Origin of the sequence: Siphonobacter curvatus (assembly GCF_002943425.1) — a bacterium.
Classification (GTDB): Bacteria; Bacteroidota; Bacteroidia; order Cytophagales; family Spirosomataceae; genus Siphonobacter; species Siphonobacter curvatus.
The window spans coordinates 251952-271610 of the sequence record NZ_PTRA01000006.1 but is presented as its reverse complement, the minus strand read 5'-3'; the positions used below and the strand labels follow the sequence as shown (position 1 = coordinate 271610).

At 46.2% G+C, this 19659-nt stretch carries 21 protein-coding genes; 11 read left to right on the top strand and 10 right to left on the bottom strand.

The annotated features are described in order from the left end of the window. The first annotated feature begins 58 nt into the window (after positions 1–58). The 6 genes from C5O19_RS22595 (at position 59) to C5O19_RS22570 (ending at position 6742) form a co-directional block, all read left to right on the top strand. Positions 59–463 carry a MarR family winged helix-turn-helix transcriptional regulator gene (locus tag C5O19_RS22595; protein ID WP_104715657.1) on the top strand — a complete coding sequence of 135 codons (405 nt, stop codon included), beginning with the start codon at positions 59–61 and terminating at the stop codon, positions 461–463. A gap of 76 nt (positions 464–539) precedes the next feature. Beyond that, positions 540–1856: a TolC family protein gene (locus C5O19_RS22590; protein WP_104715656.1), complete on the top strand. Its 1317-nt coding sequence runs from the start codon at positions 540–542 to the stop codon at positions 1854–1856. A gap of 14 nt (positions 1857–1870) precedes the next feature. Next, positions 1871–2950, top strand: coding sequence for an HlyD family secretion protein (locus C5O19_RS22585; RefSeq protein WP_104715655.1), 1080 nt, complete (start codon positions 1871–1873; stop codon positions 2948–2950). Beyond that, the gene (locus C5O19_RS22580) at positions 2947–4554 is read left to right on the top strand and encodes an MFS transporter (RefSeq protein ID WP_104715654.1); all 1608 of its coding nucleotides are present in this window, start codon (positions 2947–2949) and stop codon (positions 4552–4554) included. The genes C5O19_RS22585 and C5O19_RS22580 overlap by 4 nt, the downstream gene beginning before the upstream one ends. Before the next feature lie 11 nt (positions 4555–4565). Further along, positions 4566–5039 (top strand): MarR family winged helix-turn-helix transcriptional regulator, encoded by a 474-nt coding sequence (locus C5O19_RS22575; RefSeq protein ID WP_165796105.1) that lies wholly within the window; start codon positions 4566–4568, stop codon positions 5037–5039. Positions 5040–5299: 260 nt separating this feature from the next. After that, complete coding sequence (locus C5O19_RS22570) at positions 5300–6742, top strand: TlpA family protein disulfide reductase (protein WP_104715652.1); 1443 nt, start codon at positions 5300–5302, stop codon at positions 6740–6742. Positions 6743–6929: 187 nt separating this feature from the next. On the opposite strand, the gene C5O19_RS22565 is transcribed toward C5O19_RS22570, so the two are convergent. After that, on the bottom strand, positions 6930–7835 hold the full coding sequence (locus C5O19_RS22565) for an alpha/beta fold hydrolase (RefSeq protein ID WP_104715651.1): 906 nt from the start codon (positions 7833–7835) through the stop codon (positions 6930–6932). A gap of 382 nt (positions 7836–8217) precedes the next feature. Between C5O19_RS22565 and C5O19_RS22560 the strand changes: the two genes are divergently transcribed. Further along, positions 8218–9492, top strand: a complete 1275-nt coding sequence (locus C5O19_RS22560; protein ID WP_104715650.1) for a condensation domain-containing protein — start codon at positions 8218–8220, stop codon at positions 9490–9492. A gap of 58 nt (positions 9493–9550) precedes the next feature. Here the strand turns inward: C5O19_RS22560 and C5O19_RS22555 are convergent, their stop codons facing one another. Then, entirely contained in the window at positions 9551–9931 is a 381-nt protein-coding gene (locus C5O19_RS22555) for a winged helix-turn-helix transcriptional regulator (protein ID WP_104715649.1), read from the bottom strand. Positions 9932–10058: 127 nt separating this feature from the next. Between C5O19_RS22555 and C5O19_RS26105 the strand changes: the two genes are divergently transcribed. The 3 genes from C5O19_RS26105 to C5O19_RS22545 all read left to right on the top strand — a co-directional run bounded on the left by C5O19_RS26105 (position 10059) and on the right by C5O19_RS22545 (position 12160). Beyond that, positions 10059–10196 (top strand): hypothetical protein, encoded by a 138-nt coding sequence (locus C5O19_RS26105; protein ID WP_165796104.1) that lies wholly within the window; start codon positions 10059–10061, stop codon positions 10194–10196. A 101-nt stretch (positions 10197–10297) separates the two neighbouring features. Next, positions 10298–11230, top strand: coding sequence for a hypothetical protein (locus tag C5O19_RS22550; protein ID WP_243406480.1), 933 nt, complete (start codon positions 10298–10300; stop codon positions 11228–11230). A gap of 51 nt (positions 11231–11281) precedes the next feature. Beyond that, complete coding sequence (locus C5O19_RS22545) at positions 11282–12160, top strand: helix-turn-helix domain-containing protein (protein ID WP_104715648.1); 879 nt, start codon at positions 11282–11284, stop codon at positions 12158–12160. A 140-nt stretch (positions 12161–12300) separates the two neighbouring features. Here the strand turns inward: C5O19_RS22545 and C5O19_RS22540 are convergent, their stop codons facing one another. The 4 genes from C5O19_RS22540 to C5O19_RS22525 form a co-directional block, all read right to left on the bottom strand. Next, positions 12301–13197 (bottom strand): NmrA family NAD(P)-binding protein, encoded by an 897-nt coding sequence (locus C5O19_RS22540; protein WP_104715647.1) that lies wholly within the window; start codon positions 13195–13197, stop codon positions 12301–12303. A 37-nt stretch (positions 13198–13234) separates the two neighbouring features. Further along, positions 13235–14170, bottom strand: coding sequence for an alpha/beta fold hydrolase (locus tag C5O19_RS22535; RefSeq protein WP_104715646.1), 936 nt, complete (start codon positions 14168–14170; stop codon positions 13235–13237). A gap of 72 nt (positions 14171–14242) precedes the next feature. Beyond that, on the bottom strand, positions 14243–14806 hold the full coding sequence (locus C5O19_RS22530) for a Crp/Fnr family transcriptional regulator (RefSeq protein ID WP_104715645.1): 564 nt from the start codon (positions 14804–14806) through the stop codon (positions 14243–14245). A 63-nt stretch (positions 14807–14869) separates the two neighbouring features. After that, positions 14870–15772 (bottom strand): AraC family transcriptional regulator, encoded by a 903-nt coding sequence (locus C5O19_RS22525; RefSeq protein ID WP_104715644.1) that lies wholly within the window; start codon positions 15770–15772, stop codon positions 14870–14872. A gap of 191 nt (positions 15773–15963) precedes the next feature. Between C5O19_RS22525 and C5O19_RS26420 the strand changes: the two genes are divergently transcribed. Next, the gene (locus tag C5O19_RS26420; RefSeq protein WP_262509740.1) at positions 15964–16098 is read left to right on the top strand and encodes a hypothetical protein; all 135 of its coding nucleotides are present in this window, start codon (positions 15964–15966) and stop codon (positions 16096–16098) included. A gap of 413 nt (positions 16099–16511) precedes the next feature. On the opposite strand, the gene C5O19_RS22520 is transcribed toward C5O19_RS26420, so the two are convergent. The 4 genes from C5O19_RS22520 to C5O19_RS22505 form a co-directional block, all read right to left on the bottom strand. Next, positions 16512–16802 carry a hypothetical protein gene (locus C5O19_RS22520; protein ID WP_133163431.1) on the bottom strand — a complete coding sequence of 97 codons (291 nt, stop codon included), beginning with the start codon at positions 16800–16802 and terminating at the stop codon, positions 16512–16514. Between the two features lie 682 nt (positions 16803–17484). Then, positions 17485–17769 carry a transcriptional repressor gene (locus tag C5O19_RS22515; RefSeq protein ID WP_104715642.1) on the bottom strand — a complete coding sequence of 95 codons (285 nt, stop codon included), beginning with the start codon at positions 17767–17769 and terminating at the stop codon, positions 17485–17487. A gap of 58 nt (positions 17770–17827) precedes the next feature. After that, positions 17828–18535 (bottom strand): DUF4198 domain-containing protein, encoded by a 708-nt coding sequence (locus C5O19_RS22510; protein WP_104715641.1) that lies wholly within the window; start codon positions 18533–18535, stop codon positions 17828–17830. Positions 18536–18925: 390 nt separating this feature from the next. After that, complete coding sequence (locus C5O19_RS22505) at positions 18926–19654, bottom strand: esterase family protein (RefSeq protein ID WP_094812633.1); 729 nt, start codon at positions 19652–19654, stop codon at positions 18926–18928. Positions 19655–19659: the final 5 nt, after the last annotated feature.

Below are 19659 nucleotides of genomic sequence, written 5' to 3'. Positions count from 1 at the left end.
CCAAACGATAGCACCCCTTACGGAAGAAGCCTCTGAATTAGCAAAACGATACTTCAAGATGTCTTCTCAAGCAACAATGGCTTTTCGTCAATTTATTCAACAGAAATTTAAGAGCTATAAAGTAGATCTGACCTTCGAAATGGTACAGGTGATGTCTTTTCTGAGCGAAAATGAGGGTTCTAATCAGCAGGAAATTGCGAATGCAACCGTCAAAGACAAAGCAAGCCTTACGTATTTGATCGATAACCTGACCAAACGAGGGCTGGTACACCGACGGGAAGATGAGCAAGATCGCCGAAATAAACGTATTTTTTTAACAGAAAAAGGTAGCCAGCTCCTTAACTCAACCATCATGCCCTGGGCGGATGAAATGTATGCGGTAGCAATGCAGGATGTATCACCCTATGAGATTCAATTGGTAATCAACGTATTGTCAAAAATTACACAAAATCTGAAAGAATAAAATTTTTAAAAAAATAGTTAAATACTTTACAGTAAAGCTATTTAATGTTTGTCCTTTTACTTTTTCCCTTGAAACGATGAAACCTTATCAGTACCTGAGTGGAATTTTACTTGTCCTAGCCTCGCTGACTTCGCAGGCCCAGCGAGTTATTCCATTAGAAGAAGCCGTTCAATTGGCTTTTCAAAACAATGCAGCCCTAAAGCTTTCTATGGATCGCATCGCAGTGGCCGATGCCCGATTTCAACAAGTAAAAGAAAAAGCCTTACCTCAGGTCGGATCTTCCTTGCAGGTGAGTCGGCTGTCCGTGATTTCCCCGTTTGAACTCTCAATGGGTGGTCCTGAGCCCGCATTTGCTTTGCACCCTTCATCCTTTTGGGCAACCATTGGCATGGTTTCGGCCAGTAAAGAAATCTTCTCGGGTTTTGCCGAAAAATCCGCTCATAAGTCAGCCGAACTCTTGGCGGAAGCTAGCCGCCTGGATGTAGAGAAAGACCGCAAGGAACTCGAATACGGCGTCGTTGCCTCCTACTACAACCTCTACAAAATCATAAAATCGGCTCAGATTCTCGAAGAGAACATGAAGCTCCTGGACCGCAAAGAGCATGAAGTAGAAAATATGCTTCGGGAAGGGGTACTAACTTCGAATGAACTTCTGAAAATTCAATTGCAGAAAAGTAACCTGGAACTTTCGAAAGTAGACCTTGCCAATGCTCAGAAAACGGCTCTCTTTAACCTGGCAACGCTGATTGGTATAGGGGAAGAAATGGCCATTGATACGAATCTTACGGTAGGTACCCACGTGCAGGGCAAAGCTCTGGAACTCTTTGAACAAGCCGAAATCAATCGTCCCGAATTGAAAGCCAATGCCCTACGCATCAAAGCCGCCGAAAATGGTTTGACTCAGACGAAAAGTATACGGTATCCGCACGTAGACGCCTCAGCGATGTTCGTGTATTTGAATCCGAACAAAAACGTCATTCCGGCTACGCATACGTTTCTACAGGCCGTCAATCTGGGTGTATCGGTGAAGTACAGCATTTCTTCCCTGTACGCAAGCAAGGGCCGGATTCAGGAAGCGAAACTAGGCATTGCTCAGGCTCAGCACGGTAATCAACTTCAGCAGGAGCACATCCGTACGGAAGTTTTTGGTCTGTATACCGCCAATGAAACGGCCTCCGAGAAAGTACACGTTTCGGAAAAAGCCTTGGCCCAGGCCGCCCGCAGCTATCAGCTTACCGATTCTAAATTCAGAAACGGACTGCTGCTTTCCAGTGATTTACTCGAAGCTCAATCCCTGCTGCTGCAATCGCAACTGAACCTGCTCAGTAGCAAAATCGACGCTCAGCTTAATTACTATAAACTCCAAAAAGCTTTAGGAAATCCCATTCATTAAACTCCTTTTCAACCATGAGTACCAAAGCAACGACCGAAGGTCATACCCATAAGAAAACGAAGAAAGTAAACCTGGCAAAAATCGTCACTAATGTCTTGCTCGTGGCCTGTATAGGAGGTGGAGCCTGGTGGGCCTATGTACATTTCGCCCGTTTTGAAGATCAGGAAGTTACCAATGATGCCCAGATTGAGGAATTCATCAATCCTATCAATTCTCGCATCGGTGGCTATATTAAGTCCATTCGTTTTACCGAGCACCAAGCCGTCAAAAAGGGCGATACGCTGTTAGTAATTGACGACCGGGAATTAAAAATCCAAGTGGCTCAGGCGGAAGCGGCCTATTTGGAAGCTCAGGCCGGACAAGGCGTTACGAGTTCCAGTATCAATACCGTTCGGAATAATACCTCTGTAGCCGATGCCAATCTGGCTGAAATGAAAGTTCGTCTGGCCAATGCCGAACAGAACTATAATCGGTACGTGAATCTATTGAAGGACGAATCCGTGAGTCGTCAGCAATTTGAGATGGTAAGTACTGAATACGAGGCTATGAAGGCTAAATATCAGGCTATGATCACCCAGCGGCAGAGTACCGAGCTGGCCACTTCGGAAGTCAGCAAACGCTTGACGGTAAACGCGGCGAGTATCAAACGGGCTCAGGCTGCTCTGGACATGGCCCGCTTGAATTTGAGCTATACAGTCATTACCGCTCCTTACGATGGGTATGTGGGTCGGCGTACGCTCCAGGAAGGTCAGCTGATTCAGCCCGGTCAGGCCTTGGTTTCCATTGTTCGTGATGATCAAAAATGGATTACCGCCAACTACAAGGAAACCCAAATGAGTCACATTCGTATAGGTCAACCCGTTACAATTAAAGTCGATGCCTTGGAGGGCAAAACGTTTAAAGGCACGGTAACGGCCATCTCGCAGGCGACGGGTTCTAAATACTCAATGGTACCGACGGATAACTCGACGGGAAACTTCGTGAAAATCCAACAGCGAATTCCCGTACGCATTGATCTGGAAAACAATACGGCGGAAGATCTGAAATTGCTCCGAGCAGGGATGAACGTAGAAGTCGAAGCCCAAAAATTATGAAAAGTCCGTTTAATGCCTGGCTACCTAAAGCCCTCATTCCGCTTGGTGTACTCATCCTGCTGGTTCCTACCCTAGCCTTAAGTGGGGTGTACCCCGCCAACTCGGCTGACCTGGTAGGAGGTTTGGGTACTCTGAGTGAATACGTGATGATGGCCAATTATGCGTCCACCATCGGCATGCTCTGTTCGTATCCCCTGCTGTTGAAAGTAAAAGGGTACTGGAATTCGAGGACTGTCTTACTGCTTTCGTATGGAGCTACTCTAGTGCTAAGTGTACTCTGTGCTGAAACTACGTATCCCGAAGTAATGGTTGGGGCCAGCTTCCTGATTGGCTTTTTCAAGATGTTTGCCATGATTGAGCTGATCATTCCCATCATGTTTATGATTAGTTCCGTTGGTGATCGGGCCCGTTTTTATGCGTTTTTCTATCCCCTCTCGATTGGTATTGGTCAGGGGTCAGCTTACGTAACGGCCGCTATATCGTATACGTATGGCTGGTCGTATGTGTACTACGTGATGGTCCTTGCTACGTTAGTTTGCCTGATTTTAACGCTGCTCCTTTATCACAATGATCCCTTAGAGAAGCGAGCACCCATCCAGAGCATCGACGGGCTAAGTGTGGTGTTACTCTTCAGTAGTTTGATGCTACTGAATTACGTGCTTTGCTTTGCTAAGTACGAAAACTGGGGCGAGTCACTCACCCTCCAGGGGGCAAGCTTCGGCTTTCTCCTCACACTAATAGGCTTCATTGGTCGTCAGAATTACCTGACTCATCCCTTTTTGGACCTTTCGGTGATGAAGAGCAAAAACGTACGGCTGGCTCTGTTCCTGATTCTGGTTATGGGTATCTTTTTTGCCAGTAGTAGTTTACAAAGTGCGATCACCACTGGTATTCTTCGCTACGATGCATTGACTTCCGCCAAACTTAATCTTTGGATGTTACCGGGCGTACTGCTGGGAGGCATCGTTTGCCTGGTCTGGTTTAAGTACCAAGGCGGTTTCAAAGGAATCATTCTTCTCGGATTTGCGGCCTTCACCTTGTATCACCTCCTACTCTACTTTACCGTAAGTCCGGACATGGGTCTGCATGATTTTTACATACCCCTGGTGTTTAAGGGTTTGGGCTTGTTGCTGTTGTACGTCGGTTTAGGGCTTTACCTAGCTAATAAAATGACCATGGTAGGCATGATTAACAGCGGGGCCTTAATGATCCTCTTTCGTTCCTTCGTAGGTCCTGCCCTCTTTTCCGCGGTGTACGCCTTTGGGCTTTATCAGGGGCAGCAGCAACATTTGGTAAATCTGGCCGGGAAAATGGATGCCCTGGACCCCCTGGTAACGAGTCGCTACCTGGCCGCTCGTCAATCGGGGACCAGCTTGGGGCCAGAAGCCGCCCAAATGATGGGAGCCCGAGCTTTGCTCGGTAGCGTACAAATGCAGGCGGTGCTTTTGACGGTGAAGGAATGGATGGGGTATATCGTGCTGGCGGGTTTTGCCAGTATGGCCTTTGTAAGTCTGCGAAGCTTCCAGCCCGTGAATAAACGAAAGCTGGTAAATCTGAGAAGAAGATGGCGTCGTCTGGAGCCCATTCCCTACCCGATTCCCTAAAAAAGACCTCTATGTTAGACCATCCTTCACGAACGAACGAACCAGAAACCCTGGCTTTTCTATTGGCTTTGGTAGAGACTAAACAAATCCTCGTTAATCGCCTCGAACGTAGCTTGGCTCAAAAAGGGCAGCCTTCCTTAACCCTTCGGCAATGGTTGACCCTGGCTCTGATTCAGGAGGGAAAAAGTTTAAAAGAATTAGCCCAACTACGGGGCGTTTCCAAGCAAGCCATGAGCCAAATCTGTGAAGGTTTGGCTCAGGCAGCGTACATCCATTTGAAGCCAGATCATCAGGACGCCAGAGTTTTGCAGATCACGATGACTACTAGAGGTCGTAAGGCTGTCAAAGACGGCTTTGAGCAGATCGAGCAGATACGAAAACAGCTTGCAGAGACGATACCGGAGTCGATCTTCAATTGCCTGCTTTTAGTGTTAAAAGCGATTCATGAGAGTAAGCAAGAACAGACGAATTACTCCTGCGGATGAGATTTTGTTCTATGGCCTCCTGTGTAAGAACCCCTTGTGGGAAGGACACCGTTAAATTACAACTAGAATGCATTGGGTCAAAAAAATGTACTTCGTCGCGGCAGTACTCACCAACCTTCCAGGCAGGCTAGGTAGCTACTTCGGACAATTACTGGCTAGGTATTGGCAACGTTCACGAAAGAGAAAATCACTTTAGGTAAATCAGAATAATCGTAAATTAACCTACCTTAAAGCAATCTGTAGTCATATCCTTAGCGATCATGAAATTTTGGCTAGTCTTAAGTAGTGTTTTCCTAGGCCTGTCGACCACCGCCTGGACCCAAGTGATCCGGTGGGATATCTTTACTACCGTGCACCTTTCGGTACCCTCGGTAGATACGACTCGGTCTGTTACTGCCCAGATCTTTCATAGCTTTCCCTCGTATGAATACACGGAAGTGCAGGATTCGTTAACCGCGGAGCGAAAAGATATCTGGCTTCAGATACCCATTCGCTTGGCTCAGGACGCCCGCATTTTTATTGGGGAGGATCGCCTGCAGCTCTGGCTTACGCCGAATGATACCGTTCATATTCAGGTCACTTCTTTTTCCCAACCATTAAGTAAACGTTTTCTCTTTCGGGGGCCTTCCCAACCGCTTCAGGAATATTATTTGGCTAAGGGGATAACGTTTCCTGTGACGCCTTCTCAGCAGGCCCTAAATACCGGAGCCCAGGCTCCTAACCTGGCTCAATTCAGTGTTCAGCTGGATTCCATTACTCAGCAGGTTACTAATTTCCTGCAGGAGTACCTACAAAGTCATTCTTTACCCGACTGGTTTATTGCATATGAGAAAAATGGTATCCGGTATCAGGATGCGGAGCTGCGACTGTATATGACGTTTTATCAACTTGATTACCAAAGAAAGCAGCAGACGCTACCGGCTCATTATTATCGTTTTCTCGAGCGACTTCCGATTCGAAATGACTCCGCTCAGTATCATTCTAATTATCAGCAGTTCTTAAGCCAGTATGTACCGTATTACATTCGCCAAAAGACGGGTCTTTCGTATCGTTCCAAAGGGTACCAAGCCGCTTTTAATCGCTACGTAAACCAGATTTTAGGAAGAAAACAAGCCGACTATTTTAGACTTTGGTCCACCGGCCTGGATTTGCTCGGTGAACCCAAACAGGTCCAGCAGGAATTAGCTCAGCATCCCTTTCTGCCTGAATACCAGTACCTTCGAACCTACTTAGACCGACGGGCTACAACTCAGTTGGCAACGCTTTCCAAGGATGCCAAAGCTCCACCGTTCTTCTTGACCGATACCCGTGATTCACTTGTTTCCTTAAGCCAATTCAAGGGGAAGGTAGTGTACTTGTGCTTTTGGTTTACGGGATGTGGGGGCTGTATTCATGAATTCCCCCATGAAAAGCAACTGGTGGATACCTTTGCAGGTAAACCCGTTGAAATTATTAGCATTTGTACCCAGTCCAGTCCGCAACAGTGGCGAAACAGTATTGCCAAACATAAACTGAACACGCTAAATCTGTACGCCAACGCGTCTTGGGAGAAAAGACTGGAGAAGAGCTACGGAATTCAGGTATATCCGCATTACGTACTCATTGATAGCGAGGGCCGTATCGCAGAAAACTACACCAGCCGGCCCAGTCAGGATGCCGCTTCAAAAATTAAACAGCTGTTGAAAAACGCAGGGAAATGGTAGGTGCTGGAGGTGTAATCAATCGGTAAAAAGCTGGCGTGCATCGCGATAAAGAGCTTCCAACTGATTCAGTTTGTAATGGAATGACCCCCGTTCTTTTCAGCACTCATAATGGCTAGGTATTCGACGCAACTTACAAAAACAATTACCCGTGACACCGTTAGCGGCATCACGGGTAGTAGCAGGCTCTTTAGCTTCTGGCAAACTTTTCAAGTTCAGTATTGAATTTATCCATTTCCTCTAAAAACAAACCGTGTCCGCTTTTTTCAAATCGTACGAGGTAAGAGCCTTTGATTCGCTGGTGCAATTGTTCGGCCTGAGCAAAATCACACAATTTGTCTTTTACTCCGTGAAAGATGGCTACGGGAATTTTGATTTTTTCCAGCTGGGGACGCAGGTCGAGGTCACGTAAGGCGGTAATTGCCTGCGTAGTGGCGTAGGGTGAGGCATCCAGGTTGATGCTTTCCAACCATTTCGTAGTTTCTGGAGAAAGTCCTTCCTCCTGACCGGCGAATCCTTTACCGAAACCAGCTACAAGTTGCTCCCGATTCGTTTTCGTCTGCTGGATGAGCGAAGCCGCGTCCTCATCCGATATGCCGTAGGGATAATCGGCCCGCTTCTTCCAGGATGGCCCCGACGAACCGAATAAAGCCAGTTTGCGGATATGGGCTCCGTTGTATTTAGTGACGTAGTGCATCGTTACTGCGGTTCCCATCGAAAAGCCGCCGAGTACGGCATTTTCAATCTTGAGTTTTTCTAGGACCACTTTGATATCGTCGGAGAAGGTGTCGAAATCGTAAGTTCCGTAGGGTCGGTCGGACTTGCCGAAACCGCGAAGCGAAATGCCAATGACTCTGAATCCTTTCTCCACCAGGTATTGGTACTGATATTCATACATCGCATTATTCAAAGGCCATCCGTGGATGAGTACGATGGGCTGGCCTTCGCCCAAGTCAACGACGTGAAGTTTAACGTTCTTTTCTACTTCAATATACTCGGCCCGTCCTGCCGATGCTGGCTTACGCGTCTGGGCATTTACGAATTGGCTATGGATAAAAGTCAGTACTAATCCGAGGGCAAGTGCAAAAGTTCTCATGTGAATAGAAGGTTTGTGTTTAAATGATAAGTAGCTAGTAGTTAGCTGTTTGTGCTTCGTTTTGACTTTACAAAGGTGGCAGGAAGATTCCCCTTGAAAAATGGATAAAAAGCTAAGCACCTTGTACATTTTTCCCTGACCTCATTCAGCTCCTTTTTAACTTTAGTAAACCCATCCTATTCTCGGAGAACAGAAAGTAGACCGATGGCGAAATGTGCATGAAGGTTCGACTTTTGTCCATTCTCTGCCGTTTTGCGGTCCTCCAACTTTGCATTCGCTAACGGAGTTGACGCAGTAAACCACTGTACGCAACAATTACTAAGGCCAGAACTCATCGGCACTTCACTATTCACCCCCGTTAGCGTAACTCCATATATTTATCATGAAAAAGTATCAGAACCGCACCTTGGGTGCCTTCGAAAAGACCTTTTGGCTGCTCGACCAAATCGACTCCAAAGATTTTGCCCTTGCCGCCGATATTTCGGGAAGGCAACCCCTGGAGAACTGGCAGAAGGCTTTACAGTTGGTACAACAACGTCATCCCAACCTTTCCGTCAAGATTGGGATGGACGAACGGTCGAGACCCACGTTACAGGCAGTGGAAAGCCTGATCATTCCCCTGAGAATGATCGAGGTTGAGGAAGAGTACCGCTGGGAAGCGGAGGTTGAAAAGGAACTTTCCGTACGGTTCAACACCGCACAAGGCCCCCTGTTACGGGTGGTCTTGGTTCAGAAGCCGCAGCGTACCGTTTTAATTCTGGTAGCTAACCATATGGTTGCCGATGGTACTTCCTTAAATTATCTGGTACGGGATCTACTGCTAGCCGTCACCGGAACCGAGCTTAAGGCTATGGACCCGCAAGTATCCAACGATCAAACGCTGGGGCTTCCGGAAGATCAGCCCATTCAGACGGTCGATAAAGTACTCGAACTAGGTGTGAACACCCGTATCGTCAAACCACTCATTTCTTCGCTACGCATTTCCGAGCAAACGACCCGGACTATTGTTGAACGGGCTAAGCAGGAACAGACTACTGTTCACGGAGCCCTTTGTGCTGCCGTAGTACTGGCTTCCCGCAAGATGCGTGCGGAATGGCGTGAGGTCAAAATGGAATTGGTTTCGCCTATTTGTACGAGAGGTGCTCTTCAACTGGACGATAATTTTGGCCTGAATATCACTACGCAATCCGTGTTTTTCGAAAACGAGCAAAAGCTTTCCTTCTGGGCTTTGGCCAGACTTGCCAAAGCCGGACTTGAAGGAACTCACTCGGTGGAGTACGTGGCCAACTATGTATCATTTTTCCGCAGTATCGTTTTCGGTACGAATGACCTGCAACAGATGATAGAGGTGTTGAAGACCGCATTCAACCATCAGATTATGGTAACGAATCTGGTTAAGGTCAAGTACAATACTGACTTTGGTAAGCTGAAATTGAATGCACTCTATGGCCCGATGGTACGATCCGGAAAAGGAATGGAGCAGACGATTGGGGCATTAACGACGAATGGTTCGCTGTGCTTGACTAACACGAGTGATTCACCCATACCCGGTCTGCTCGGGGAAATGGAAAACATTCTGCAACAAGCTTGTCAGGGACCGGCAAGTGTCCTTTCAAAGGCCGATGGCGAGAAAGAAGCCTCGTGTTTCCTGGTGTAAAAGCAGCCCGTACGAAGCCGTTTCGGCGGCTTCGTATGATCACTAGATCGAAGCTGTACTAGTCTTGATCGGGGCTCGGTGTAGTATTGAGGTTCTTTAGAATGAGCGTTCGTAAACGCTGTTCATGCTGGTCACCCCATTCTCCGATGGCACCAATGACGGGGATTAGCGATTTGCCGAAATCGGTGAGGTAATATTCAACTTTGGGCGGAACGACTGGATAAATCACCTTGCCCACCAACTCGTGGTTTTCCAATTCCTTTAACTGTACATTCAGTACCCGTCGGGAGGCATCCGGAATTTTTCTTTGCAGCTCGCTGGGTCGTTGAAACCCTTGGTTGATAAACCATAAAAGCCGTATTTTCCATTTACCGTACAGGACTTCGCCGATCAGGTCGAGTCCACAGTTCAGGTTGGGTAAGGTCTTTCGTTCGTACATTGTACAAAGATAAACATACCAAGTTTGCGGTTCAATAGGAAAAATTTATCCCCATCTGAATCGTAAATCCGTACTTGTCGGCCGCCGGTATAGTACTGAAATTTGCCCTACAGAAAACAGCAAGTTCATGGACTTTACCTTTGAAAACGAACTGGCAGGCAAAATCGCACGGGTAACCGGTACCTTTCCCGGAATCCCGGCTAAGCTACCCTATCATCGGAACCTGAAGAATAACTGGATCAACTCACTACGGATTTCAGGTTAAAAATGAAGTACATACGTTCGCAGAACATGCTCCGGTAAGATGCGGATTGCCTTACCGGAGCATGCTGCAAAAAGGATTACAAGTTCAACATACGGAAATCTATGATCAAAAAATCAGGCTTTATATCGGCTGTTTCAGCCTTGACCATGCTGTTGTTCGCAGTACTCACTACTGCGGCACAAACGTCCCCTTCCACTCCCAAAGATGATCCCTCGCAACGCGTAAAATCGGCTCCTGCCAGTGTATGGACGATGTTCCAGGCGGCTGGAATGAAGCCCGTCAACCGCACGCTGACGGCGGCTCAACAGAAAAAGGTGAAAAATGCTTTTGCCTTGTTGCCCCCTATGCATCAGCGAATTCTGAGAAAGCATCTGTATAGCATTAGCTTCATGGATGACATGCCCAATACGGCATTGATTTCACCCATTGATACCAGCGGCGTATCCAAGCTGTTTAATATTACTTTCCGGGCGGGTTTGTTGGACGAGACCATTTCTGAATGGGCGACGAAGAAAGAAAATACGTGTTTCGAGCCGGTAACGGGTGCGAAGTATACTTTACGTGTGGAAGCAGGCAACCTGGACGCTCTTATTTACGTGTTAATGCACGAGGCTACGCATATCGTCGATGCGGTGACGGAGATTACGCCACATCCCTCCAAACGAGACGCAGTCGTTGAGCCAACACCGTTCACCAAAGGGGTCTGGCGTATGATGAACAAGCCTGACGCGAACTATATGGATTCCTTGCTGGAACAAACCCGTTTCCGAAGCGGTCAAGCCCTGCCGATTAACCAGGCACCGGAAGTGTATCAAAAACTCGCTAAGACGCCATTTGCCTCGTTATACGGTATGGCCGCCTGGTTTGAAGACATTGCTGAACTGGCCACAATTTATCACCTGACCACCCAGTTCAATCAACCCTTTTACGTGATTGTTATGAAAGACGGAAAGGAGCTCGCTCGGTTCGAGCCCATGCGTAACGAGCTGGTGAAGCAACGATTGAATCAACTCTCCGCTTTTTACGTCAATTAAAGTTATTCGCTTGCTATCAGCCATACTAACCATCAACGTGCGTATAAAATCATGCAAAAAAATCTGTTTGAGCATAAATTGAAAACGTTTGGCTTACTGTCTGTTAGTCAGGATCAGACCGATTTCATCAACGGCCCGGAGTATAAGCAGTATATCAAGATCCTGTTTCTGCCTCCCGGCTACAAGGTCAGAGTCGATTTTTCAGTTTATGAAACCCAGCGGCCAGCCCTTTTCTTCGTTAGTCCTAACCAATACCTGAAGCTAGAAGAAGCGGGTTCGGATGATGGCTATTTCATTTTCTACAATCGTGATTTTTATTGCATACAGATTCACGATCAGGAGGTGGCCTGTGATGGATTGCTGTTCAACAACATTCACAACATGCCGAAAGTGGAGGCTGCGGAAGAAGAAATCGCGTTTATCAAGGGTTTGTTTACGGAAATGGTACACGAATTCAAGCTTAACGACAGCTCTCTGGAAGAAATGGTCCGGACTTATTTGAAACAATTGTTGATCCGGGCGACTCGTTCCTGGAAAAGACAACACTTGGAGAATGCAGTAAACGAACCGCAAAGTGATCTGGAATTTTTTCGCAAATTCACCCGATTGGTAGAGGAGCATTACAAATCCAAACATACGGTTGCCGATTACGCCGATTTGCTGTGTATATCTCCCAAAACCATTACTCATAAGTTCAACCGTTTACGCTTACCACAGCCCAATGAAGTAATCAAAGATCGCATTGTTCTGGAGGCAAAACGGCTTTTGGTACATACTTCGCTTACGGCCAAGGAAATTGCCTACGATTTGGGTTATCAGGATCCCGCTTATTTTAGTCGCTTGTTCCTGACGAAAACGGGCGAATCGCCATCCAATTTCCGGACTGCTTTTCTGACGGAGCATAGTCTCGAAAGCAGTCGCGGAAATTGATTGGCGTCGTTTTGAAAGTCGGTGCTGGTTATAAGATAATTCGAAAAGCTTCCTCCTATTAACGAGCAGTCGTACCTACATTAATTGGTATACGATTCTACGCAAGCTATTCGAGACGCAGTACTTACAATTTCGTTCGTTTAGTGAACAAATGACTTGATAAAATCTAAGCTTGTTGTCCAGGTCAGGTTTTTGTATCGGTCATTGGCTAACTGCGTATGTTGGGTCGTAAACATGGAATACATATACTGACCCTGTTGCCATTTAGCATACAACTCCTGTTCTCCGGCGGGGTAATCGGCTCGTTGCTTTTTTATAAACTGTGCAAAATCGTCAAGACTGGATAATTGATGAATTCTAAACTCCTGATGCGTTAGCTGTTTTACTGCTTGCCATAGGTCATTAGGACTTACCTGAAAACTAGCAATCGGTAGGTTTCTGGGAGCTTCTGCATCCAAGGCTACCTCCGCCGTAAAGGCGGCCGTATCGTCCATCGTCGTGAAATCCAGTTTCCAATCTGCCTTGTCACCCCAGTAACCGATACTCTTCTCTTTCAGGTTTAGAATTGGCGTGTTGTACTGGAGGATGTCCGCAAAAGCACCGTTGAAAACCGAAGAAGCCTGAACGGGGGTACGGTCAAGGTAACTTCTGAATTCTCTCCGTAAATCAAAATTTCTGTTTTCACCCGGTACTAAATCGGTATAATCCGTACAGAAGTCAGAAGGAATAAATCGGGGGACACCGGCCTGTACTGCCGCATCCAGGATTCTCTTCTGTAGATCAATAATTACGTCACCCAAACCGGCGACAGCGGATACCACGCAATGGGCTCCGGCACTCGCCAGGGCCAGGGCCTCTACGCGATCCGTATCTACCTCTTGTACGGTCGCTCCCAGTTGCTCCAACGCTTTCGTTTTTTCGGGATCGGCAGATGGTCGAACGATTGCCTGTACTGCCGCCCCTCTTTGTAAAAGTTCACGCGTAATTCTACGGCCTAAATTGCCCGTAGCACCGAATACTACAATCTTCTTTTGCATGGCTGTTTTTATTCTTCAAAATGATTGGTGAATTGAATTAGATCAGAAAGTTGAATACCGCCTCAAGTACCTGCGTTGGTTGCTCCTCGAATAGATAATGCCCACTATCCAGAATCCCAACCAGGTGTAAGTCTTTGGCGACGTGAGGTAGTCCCATCTTCATGTATTGGTAACTTATGTAGCTGCCGATTGCTAACACGGGCATTTCCAAGGGCGGATAGTTTTTGGCATCTTCGATGTCCTGAACAAACATTTGGTACCAGGCGTTAGCGGCCCGGATGCTTTCGGCATCGTTGTAGGAAGCGGCATAAACGTCTCTTTCCAGGGAAGTCATTTTCCGATCGTCAATCATGACGTAGTGAAAAAGCCAGTCCAGCAAGTACTGGAAGCGGCCGGCCAGTAGCTGTTCGGGTAATCCTTTCACCTGATTAAATCCCATCCACCAGGCGTAGGGTCGATTGGCATCCATCTTCTCGCTAAAAGTACCCGCCGGAGGTATCAAACTCATCTGTAGTATTCCCTCGGTTGGATGTGAGCCATCCAGAATAATCAGCTTTTCGACGAAGCCGGGATAATTAAACGCAAAACTCATGGCGACCATCCCGCCAATATCGTGACCCATGATCGAAACGCGTAGTAAACCAAGATGCTGTACTAAGGCCAGAATATCAGCCGCCATGGTTTTTTTATCGTAACCGAATGGAGGCTTCTCGGAACTACCCATACCTCGGATATCGACAATGATTACCCGGTATTTCTGGGCGAGTTGCAAAGCAACGGGTTGGTAGGAATACCAAGTTTGCGGCCAGCCGGGCAAACAAAGTAAGGGCAAGCCACTGCCCCCTTCGACGTAGTGCAGGCGAACGCCGTTTACGGTCGCATACTGATTCGTAAAGTCCGGAAAGTTTTTAATTAATGCTTCGTCAGAATACGGATTCTGAGTCATCGCTGGGTTTTCTTTGGGTTGAGTCATTGTTGTTTTTTTATGACTCAAAAGTACCCGGATGGCAAAGGGGCAAAACTACCAAAAGGTAGAGAATGAGGTTTACCGAATTTTTTTTCTGATTCGGCTCAAGGCATTGGGGGTAATCCCTAGTACAGCGGCGACCTGCTTTACGGGGGCTTTTTGAATAAGTTGGGAATTCTTGAGAAAAGAGAGGTAACGTTCCTCGGCAGATAGGGTTTGGAAATTCAAAAGCTGGTCAATCATACGTATCGTGGTCGCTTCCCAGATTTTTCTGCCAAATTCTTCCCAGGCTGCCACCTGGCCATACAGAAAATCCATATCCTTTTTGTCAATCACAATCAACTTCGTTTCTTCGATCGCTTCAATATTGAATCGGGATGGCTTTTGGGGATGTAAGCTGGATATTTCAGTGAAGAATTCATTTTTAAACATTACCCAGCTTGTATTTTCCTGCCCTTCACTCTCGTAAAAAAAACGGACGCCCCCGGATACGATGAAAAAATACTGCTGGGCAATTTGTCCTTTCTGTAAAATCAGTTTGTTTTTGAGAAGCATTCGTTCTCTGCATCTGGAATGGACGAGCTGTAAATCCACCTCATCGATCCAGATCATTTCTCTGATGAATTTGATAAATTCTTCCATGCTGATTTTGAAAGCAGGCGTTAAGTTTTAGGTAATGTAGCAAACATTTCAATAAATCGATGATTAGAAAATATTTGCTCTGCTGTACTGGCTGGCACTTTGTCCGGTAACTTTTTTGAAGCTGCGAGAAAAATAAGATAAACTGTCAAACCCCGTTTCTATGGCAATCTCTGATAAGCTCAACGAGGTTGTCAACATTAAGAATTGAGCCTTCTCGATTCTCTTTTGTACCAGATATTCCAAGGGTCGCTGACCCGTAGCCTGTAAAAACAGTTTAGAAAAGTAGTGAGCACTTTGATTCACGTGTTCTGCTAACGCTGTCACCGTTATTGGGCTGCTCAAATGCATTTGAATGTAATTGATGGCCAACTGAATTTTGGCAGGTATTCGCGTTTGCTGAGCTAACAACCATTCCTCATTGATTAAGAAGCGTGACAGTAATTGTAAAATCAGGCCATTCGTCTCCAGATAATCAGCAAAGGGGATATCATTGTTTCGCTGCTTGAAATCTTTAAGTAAGGGCTGCTTTTGATATTCTCGGGGGTCATCACTTCTTCTTAAATCACGTCCTGGATTTAAGTGCAGGAGCCGTTTGAAAAGAATAACATCTTCCGGTTTGGATTCTATTTTGATCACCCGCCTACTATAGGCAAATAGTGATAATCCAGTCGGGTTCTCTTCTAAGATGTGCACATAATACTGACTTAGCCAATCTTGGCAGGAATGATCGCACCGCGTGAAACTGGGAATGAGATACAAATAGCCTTGCTCTAAGACCAAAGCCTGATCGGTATCGCCGAGGGAGCCTTGGCCACCATCGATGAGATAGATTCGATAGAACGGACTCATTACCTCCCGATAATTCCACGATTTGTTCAACTGTACGTAATCCGTGTGTAATAGCGAAAAGCTCGCCTTAAATCCAGTATTATGCATAAATGACAGATTTATAGCTATAAATGCCATGCATTTCCTATTCTCTCCTGCTACCAAAGATAATTGAAAACCCGATTTGTGACAATTTAAACCATTTTTATACAATTTAAATAATTAATTATACTATACTTTTATATGAATTAGAGCACTTGAGGTCTTCAAGCTCTCACCCCAATACTATTTATGAACCGCAGATTACTCGTAAGAGTACGCTACCTGCATTGAGCCTTTCCAGAGTCGTTCTTGGACAAACGGCTCAGAAAGGCTCAAATAAGAGTATGGACCAGCACGCGATGGTGTTTGGCAAAGTGCTTGATGAGCAGGCGATTGTCAGCCAGATTTGGGCTTGGTTTTAAGTGAACAGTGAAGACATTTATGAACATTCGGGTAGGGACTAGCCCAATAAGGAGCAGCTCCGCTGTCGACTCAGGGTTTCAACGAAGGCAAAGCTTTTAATGGGGCAGCTATTCGGTTTGCCAGCAAGGGAGAGGCCTTATATGCCACGGTGATGGGCTGGCCCGAGGGGGAAAGGTGGTGATCAAGTCGCTGGCTAGCGAGAAGGGTTTATATCCGACTCCTGGGGGGCGGAGTCGTTGTCGTTTGAGCAGACGAGTCAGGGTCCGGTGATGCAGCTACCCGGCCATCAAGCCCCGATGCCCTACGCTAATGCTTTGAAAATCGTCTAGACCTTTTCAGGTAATCAAGATAATAGACGTTACCAGGGTATTCTTCTGAAGAAGAACGTATTTGCAATCTTAAAAAAAGACAATTACCAGACGTGTTGCCGTACGGCTATGACTTTAGATATCTCAAGTCCGTATTCCTGAAATTCAAGTTTAAAGTCATCGTAAATATCTTCAAAAAGGCCAGGGTGCTTAATGATTCCTTCGTAGGCTTTCATGGCACGCTTCACCAGAGGCTCATAGGGGGATTGGTAGGGCAAGTCAGTAGGAGCTTGTTCTACTCCCTTAAGATATTCGTCCACGTAAATGGTAATGAGTGCATCCAGATAATCCTGAACGGACATTGGGCTTACTATCGCGGGTGTTGTCTTATTCATGGGTCTGTAGTTCAAATGGTAACTAAGCATTAGTATAAAATATAATCTTCAAATAAAAGTCCTTCTACTGTTGCAGAGGGGCATAGTTAAGGCCTGTCTGTCGTCGCAGGTAAGTCTTGGAGTTTGTTCATACACGGTCAGCAAAGCCGCCACTCCTCTGACCAATTCAGTGATACAAAGTTGCCGCCTTCTTAGCTTAGGCAGGGGTATATTCGACTAATGGAAAGGTTTGCCGTGTAAGTAGAATATTTTGGTACTTAAAAGGTTTTTAAGTCTTTACGTATTGAGATTAGATACGTCAGCGAACGAAGAAAAAGGAACGGGTCGCTTTTTAGCGAAAATTTCTGGAAATGTACAGAACTAGCCTTTTATAACATATTGATGGATAGGTAGGTAATAGCTTTTAATGATGGGCAGGTGTACTGGGGTAGTACCAGCACTAAGAAGCTCCCTGTACGAAATAAGGTTAAGTAAAACCTGTAGCAAAAGTCTTGAAGACAGTTTTTTGATCTGATTGTAATAAATCAAGTATATCAAAAGTCTAAAGAGGTACTCCTGAGAGGAATAGCTTGTTGGAATATCCCTTATATAAAAAGAGAAGTCCGATCAACAGACTTCTCTTTTTTCTGTAAACGCATGTTTAGCAGCATACAAATAGTTGTTAAGTAGTACACTTTGAAATTCAAGAAAGCTCTGATTCTTTAGTGGTGAGATAATAAATAAACTTACGATCAGCCTGGATATGTTTTTCGACAAAGCCATGCTCGACCAGCCAATTCAGGGCCTGATAAACGGCACCAATGCTGATCTGAAAGTGATTCTTCTTAAGTAGTAACCAAACCTGTTCGGCATCCATGCTTTCGTGGATACGCTCGAGTACTGTGGCTACCTGATTTCGTTTAATGGACTTCCGAATGCCCCGTTCTATGCAGTACGTGTCAATCCGATTATTAATGTTGTACATCATCACTTATGAAAAAAGCGGCAGGTCCTCTTTTCGATCCCCTGCCGCTGAACGTTAAGACCTAGGGAGCAACATCGAAGGTTAACGTAGCACAACGCCAAACCGATTTGTACTCTTTTCCCTGAAGCTGACCCTGTTCTTTTTCCGTTTTAGAGCCTTCCACGTAGTACGTACCCGGCCATAGCGGCGTGAACTCGGCTACACCCTGAGCGTTCGTAACGACCTGACGGCTCCAACCACTGGGTGAGTGAACGGAGATATAGATTTTTTCAGAAGGCGTATTTTTAAATACACTTTCGAGTGAAACCGGCTTTCCTACTTTGAAAGACTTGTCTTGAGCCAACGCGACATTGAGTTCATTGGGAGTGGCGGATTTGCCGCTTGCTTTACCCACCGTAACGGTAGCCGTTGCATTGAACTGATACTTGGTCGTACCACCCAAGTCTTTAGCTTCGTGTCCAACAGCCAGCGTGTACACGCCATCCTGCGTTGGCGTGAACGTAGCCGTAAAATGGTCATTAGCCGGACTTACCGAAAGTTTGGTCTTGGTCTGATCGGGAGCAATCAGCCAAAGGCTAAATTCCTTTACGTCAGAATACCAGTCGGCAACTTTTTCCGGCGTTTCACCCGGTTCGGCGTAGCTAATTTTGACGGTTTGAGCCTGTCCTTTTTTGCCGATAGCGGGCGTTTGCAACCAAAGGGCGTGGGCGAAGGCACTACTGATGCTCAAAAACAGAGCCAGCGATAACAAAGTAGCTTTTACTTTCATAAAATAGTCGTTAAAGAAAAGTGAGAAGGCTTGTTTACTTACAGGCAAAAAGGACAATTAACGGCCTTTTTTCTTCTTTCTAACGGCTAAATTACATATCTATTTATAATGAGTCCAAATAAAAATTATAATTACAGCTAGTATACTGATCCTAAAACCTTTTCGAATTAACTGACCATCTAGAAACCATACTTGCGGGCAAGGTATCAAGCGAGAAGAGTTCGTATTCCTCACAATCTCTCATGAAACATTCAGAACTTATGGAACGGTCAAATCCGTTCTACTGTGAAGAGACTAGAGAAGCCCCGTCCGTATATACAGCATGGGTATCCAAATACAGAAAGTTGAGGAATAATCTGCAGAAGTGAAGTTTTTAGAGCCAGTAGCCCGTTACAGATAGATATCTACCATCTTTTGCCAGGCATCGGCCTGGTGAGCCCGGCCCTCCCAAACGTAGAATTCGTGAGCAATGCCTTTGTGTGTCAGATCGCGTTCGAGCTGGAAATTACTTTCCAGGAAGGGATCGTCGCTACCAATGACGATGACAAATTCCAGCTGGCGAATTTTGGCTAGCAACTGCTCGTCGTGCAGGTTAGGTAGAAAGTGATTAGGCGTGTGGTAATAGATGTTTTCGTCGTAGTAATCGTCGAATAGTCCACGGAACTCGGAGGTAGGAACCGCTAGGTTGTAGCGGCCACTGAAGGCCACCACTTTACCAAATTGCTCGGGATGCCGCAGGGCAATATTCACGGCGTGAAAAGCTCCGAAACTACAACCGTGGGAAATCAGAAAAGAACCCGGATTCAGTTTCTCCGAAAAAGGCAGTACTTCCTGTAAGATGTACGCTTCGTAGGCAATGTGCCGCTGAATACGCTCGGCGGGTGGAATACTCTCGCTGTACAGGCTTTCGGCGTCAATCGAATCGACGCAGATGAGTTGTAGCCACCCTTGTTCGATTTTATCCCGAAGAGCCTCGACCAGACCCAGTTTCTCGTATTCGTAAAACCGACCCCGACGGGTTGGAAAGATCAAAACGCGAGCCCCTGCGTGGCCGTAGACGAGTAAATCCATGTGTCGCTCAAGCACTGGACTGTACCAGCCGTGTGGGTTACGAAGCATAGGTA

Coding starts and splice junctions, on each gene's coding strand:
- C5O19_RS22595 (WP_104715657.1), top strand. CDS start 59: ATGTCTTCTCAAGCAACAATGGCTTTTCGTCAATTTATTCAACAGAAA.
- C5O19_RS22590 (WP_104715656.1), top strand. CDS start 540: ATGAAACCTTATCAGTACCTGAGTGGAATTTTACTTGTCCTAGCCTCG.
- C5O19_RS22585 (WP_104715655.1), top strand. CDS start 1,871: ATGAGTACCAAAGCAACGACCGAAGGTCATACCCATAAGAAAACGAAG.
- C5O19_RS22580 (WP_104715654.1), top strand. CDS start 2,947: ATGAAAAGTCCGTTTAATGCCTGGCTACCTAAAGCCCTCATTCCGCTT.
- C5O19_RS22575 (WP_165796105.1), top strand. CDS start 4,566: ATGTTAGACCATCCTTCACGAACGAACGAACCAGAAACCCTGGCTTTT.
- C5O19_RS22570 (WP_104715652.1), top strand. CDS start 5,300: ATGAAATTTTGGCTAGTCTTAAGTAGTGTTTTCCTAGGCCTGTCGACC.
- C5O19_RS22565 (WP_104715651.1), bottom strand. CDS start 7,835: ATGAGAACTTTTGCACTTGCCCTCGGATTAGTACTGACTTTTATCCAT.
- C5O19_RS22560 (WP_104715650.1), top strand. CDS start 8,218: ATGAAAAAGTATCAGAACCGCACCTTGGGTGCCTTCGAAAAGACCTTT.
- C5O19_RS22555 (WP_104715649.1), bottom strand. CDS start 9,931: ATGTACGAACGAAAGACCTTACCCAACCTGAACTGTGGACTCGACCTG.
- C5O19_RS26105 (WP_165796104.1), top strand. CDS start 10,059: ATGGACTTTACCTTTGAAAACGAACTGGCAGGCAAAATCGCACGGGTA.
- C5O19_RS22550 (WP_243406480.1), top strand. CDS start 10,298: ATGATCAAAAAATCAGGCTTTATATCGGCTGTTTCAGCCTTGACCATG.
- C5O19_RS22545 (WP_104715648.1), top strand. CDS start 11,282: ATGCAAAAAAATCTGTTTGAGCATAAATTGAAAACGTTTGGCTTACTG.
- C5O19_RS22540 (WP_104715647.1), bottom strand. CDS start 13,197: ATGCAAAAGAAGATTGTAGTATTCGGTGCTACGGGCAATTTAGGCCGT.
- C5O19_RS22535 (WP_104715646.1), bottom strand. CDS start 14,170: ATGACTCAACCCAAAGAAAACCCAGCGATGACTCAGAATCCGTATTCT.
- C5O19_RS22530 (WP_104715645.1), bottom strand. CDS start 14,806: ATGGAAGAATTTATCAAATTCATCAGAGAAATGATCTGGATCGATGAG.
- C5O19_RS22525 (WP_104715644.1), bottom strand. CDS start 15,772: ATGGCATTTATAGCTATAAATCTGTCATTTATGCATAATACTGGATTT.
- C5O19_RS22520 (WP_133163431.1), bottom strand. CDS start 16,802: ATGAATAAGACAACACCCGCGATAGTAAGCCCAATGTCCGTTCAGGAT.
- C5O19_RS22515 (WP_104715642.1), bottom strand. CDS start 17,769: ATGATGTACAACATTAATAATCGGATTGACACGTACTGCATAGAACGG.
- C5O19_RS22510 (WP_104715641.1), bottom strand. CDS start 18,535: ATGAAAGTAAAAGCTACTTTGTTATCGCTGGCTCTGTTTTTGAGCATC.
- C5O19_RS22505 (WP_094812633.1), bottom strand. CDS start 19,654: ATGCTTCGTAACCCACACGGCTGGTACAGTCCAGTGCTTGAGCGACAC.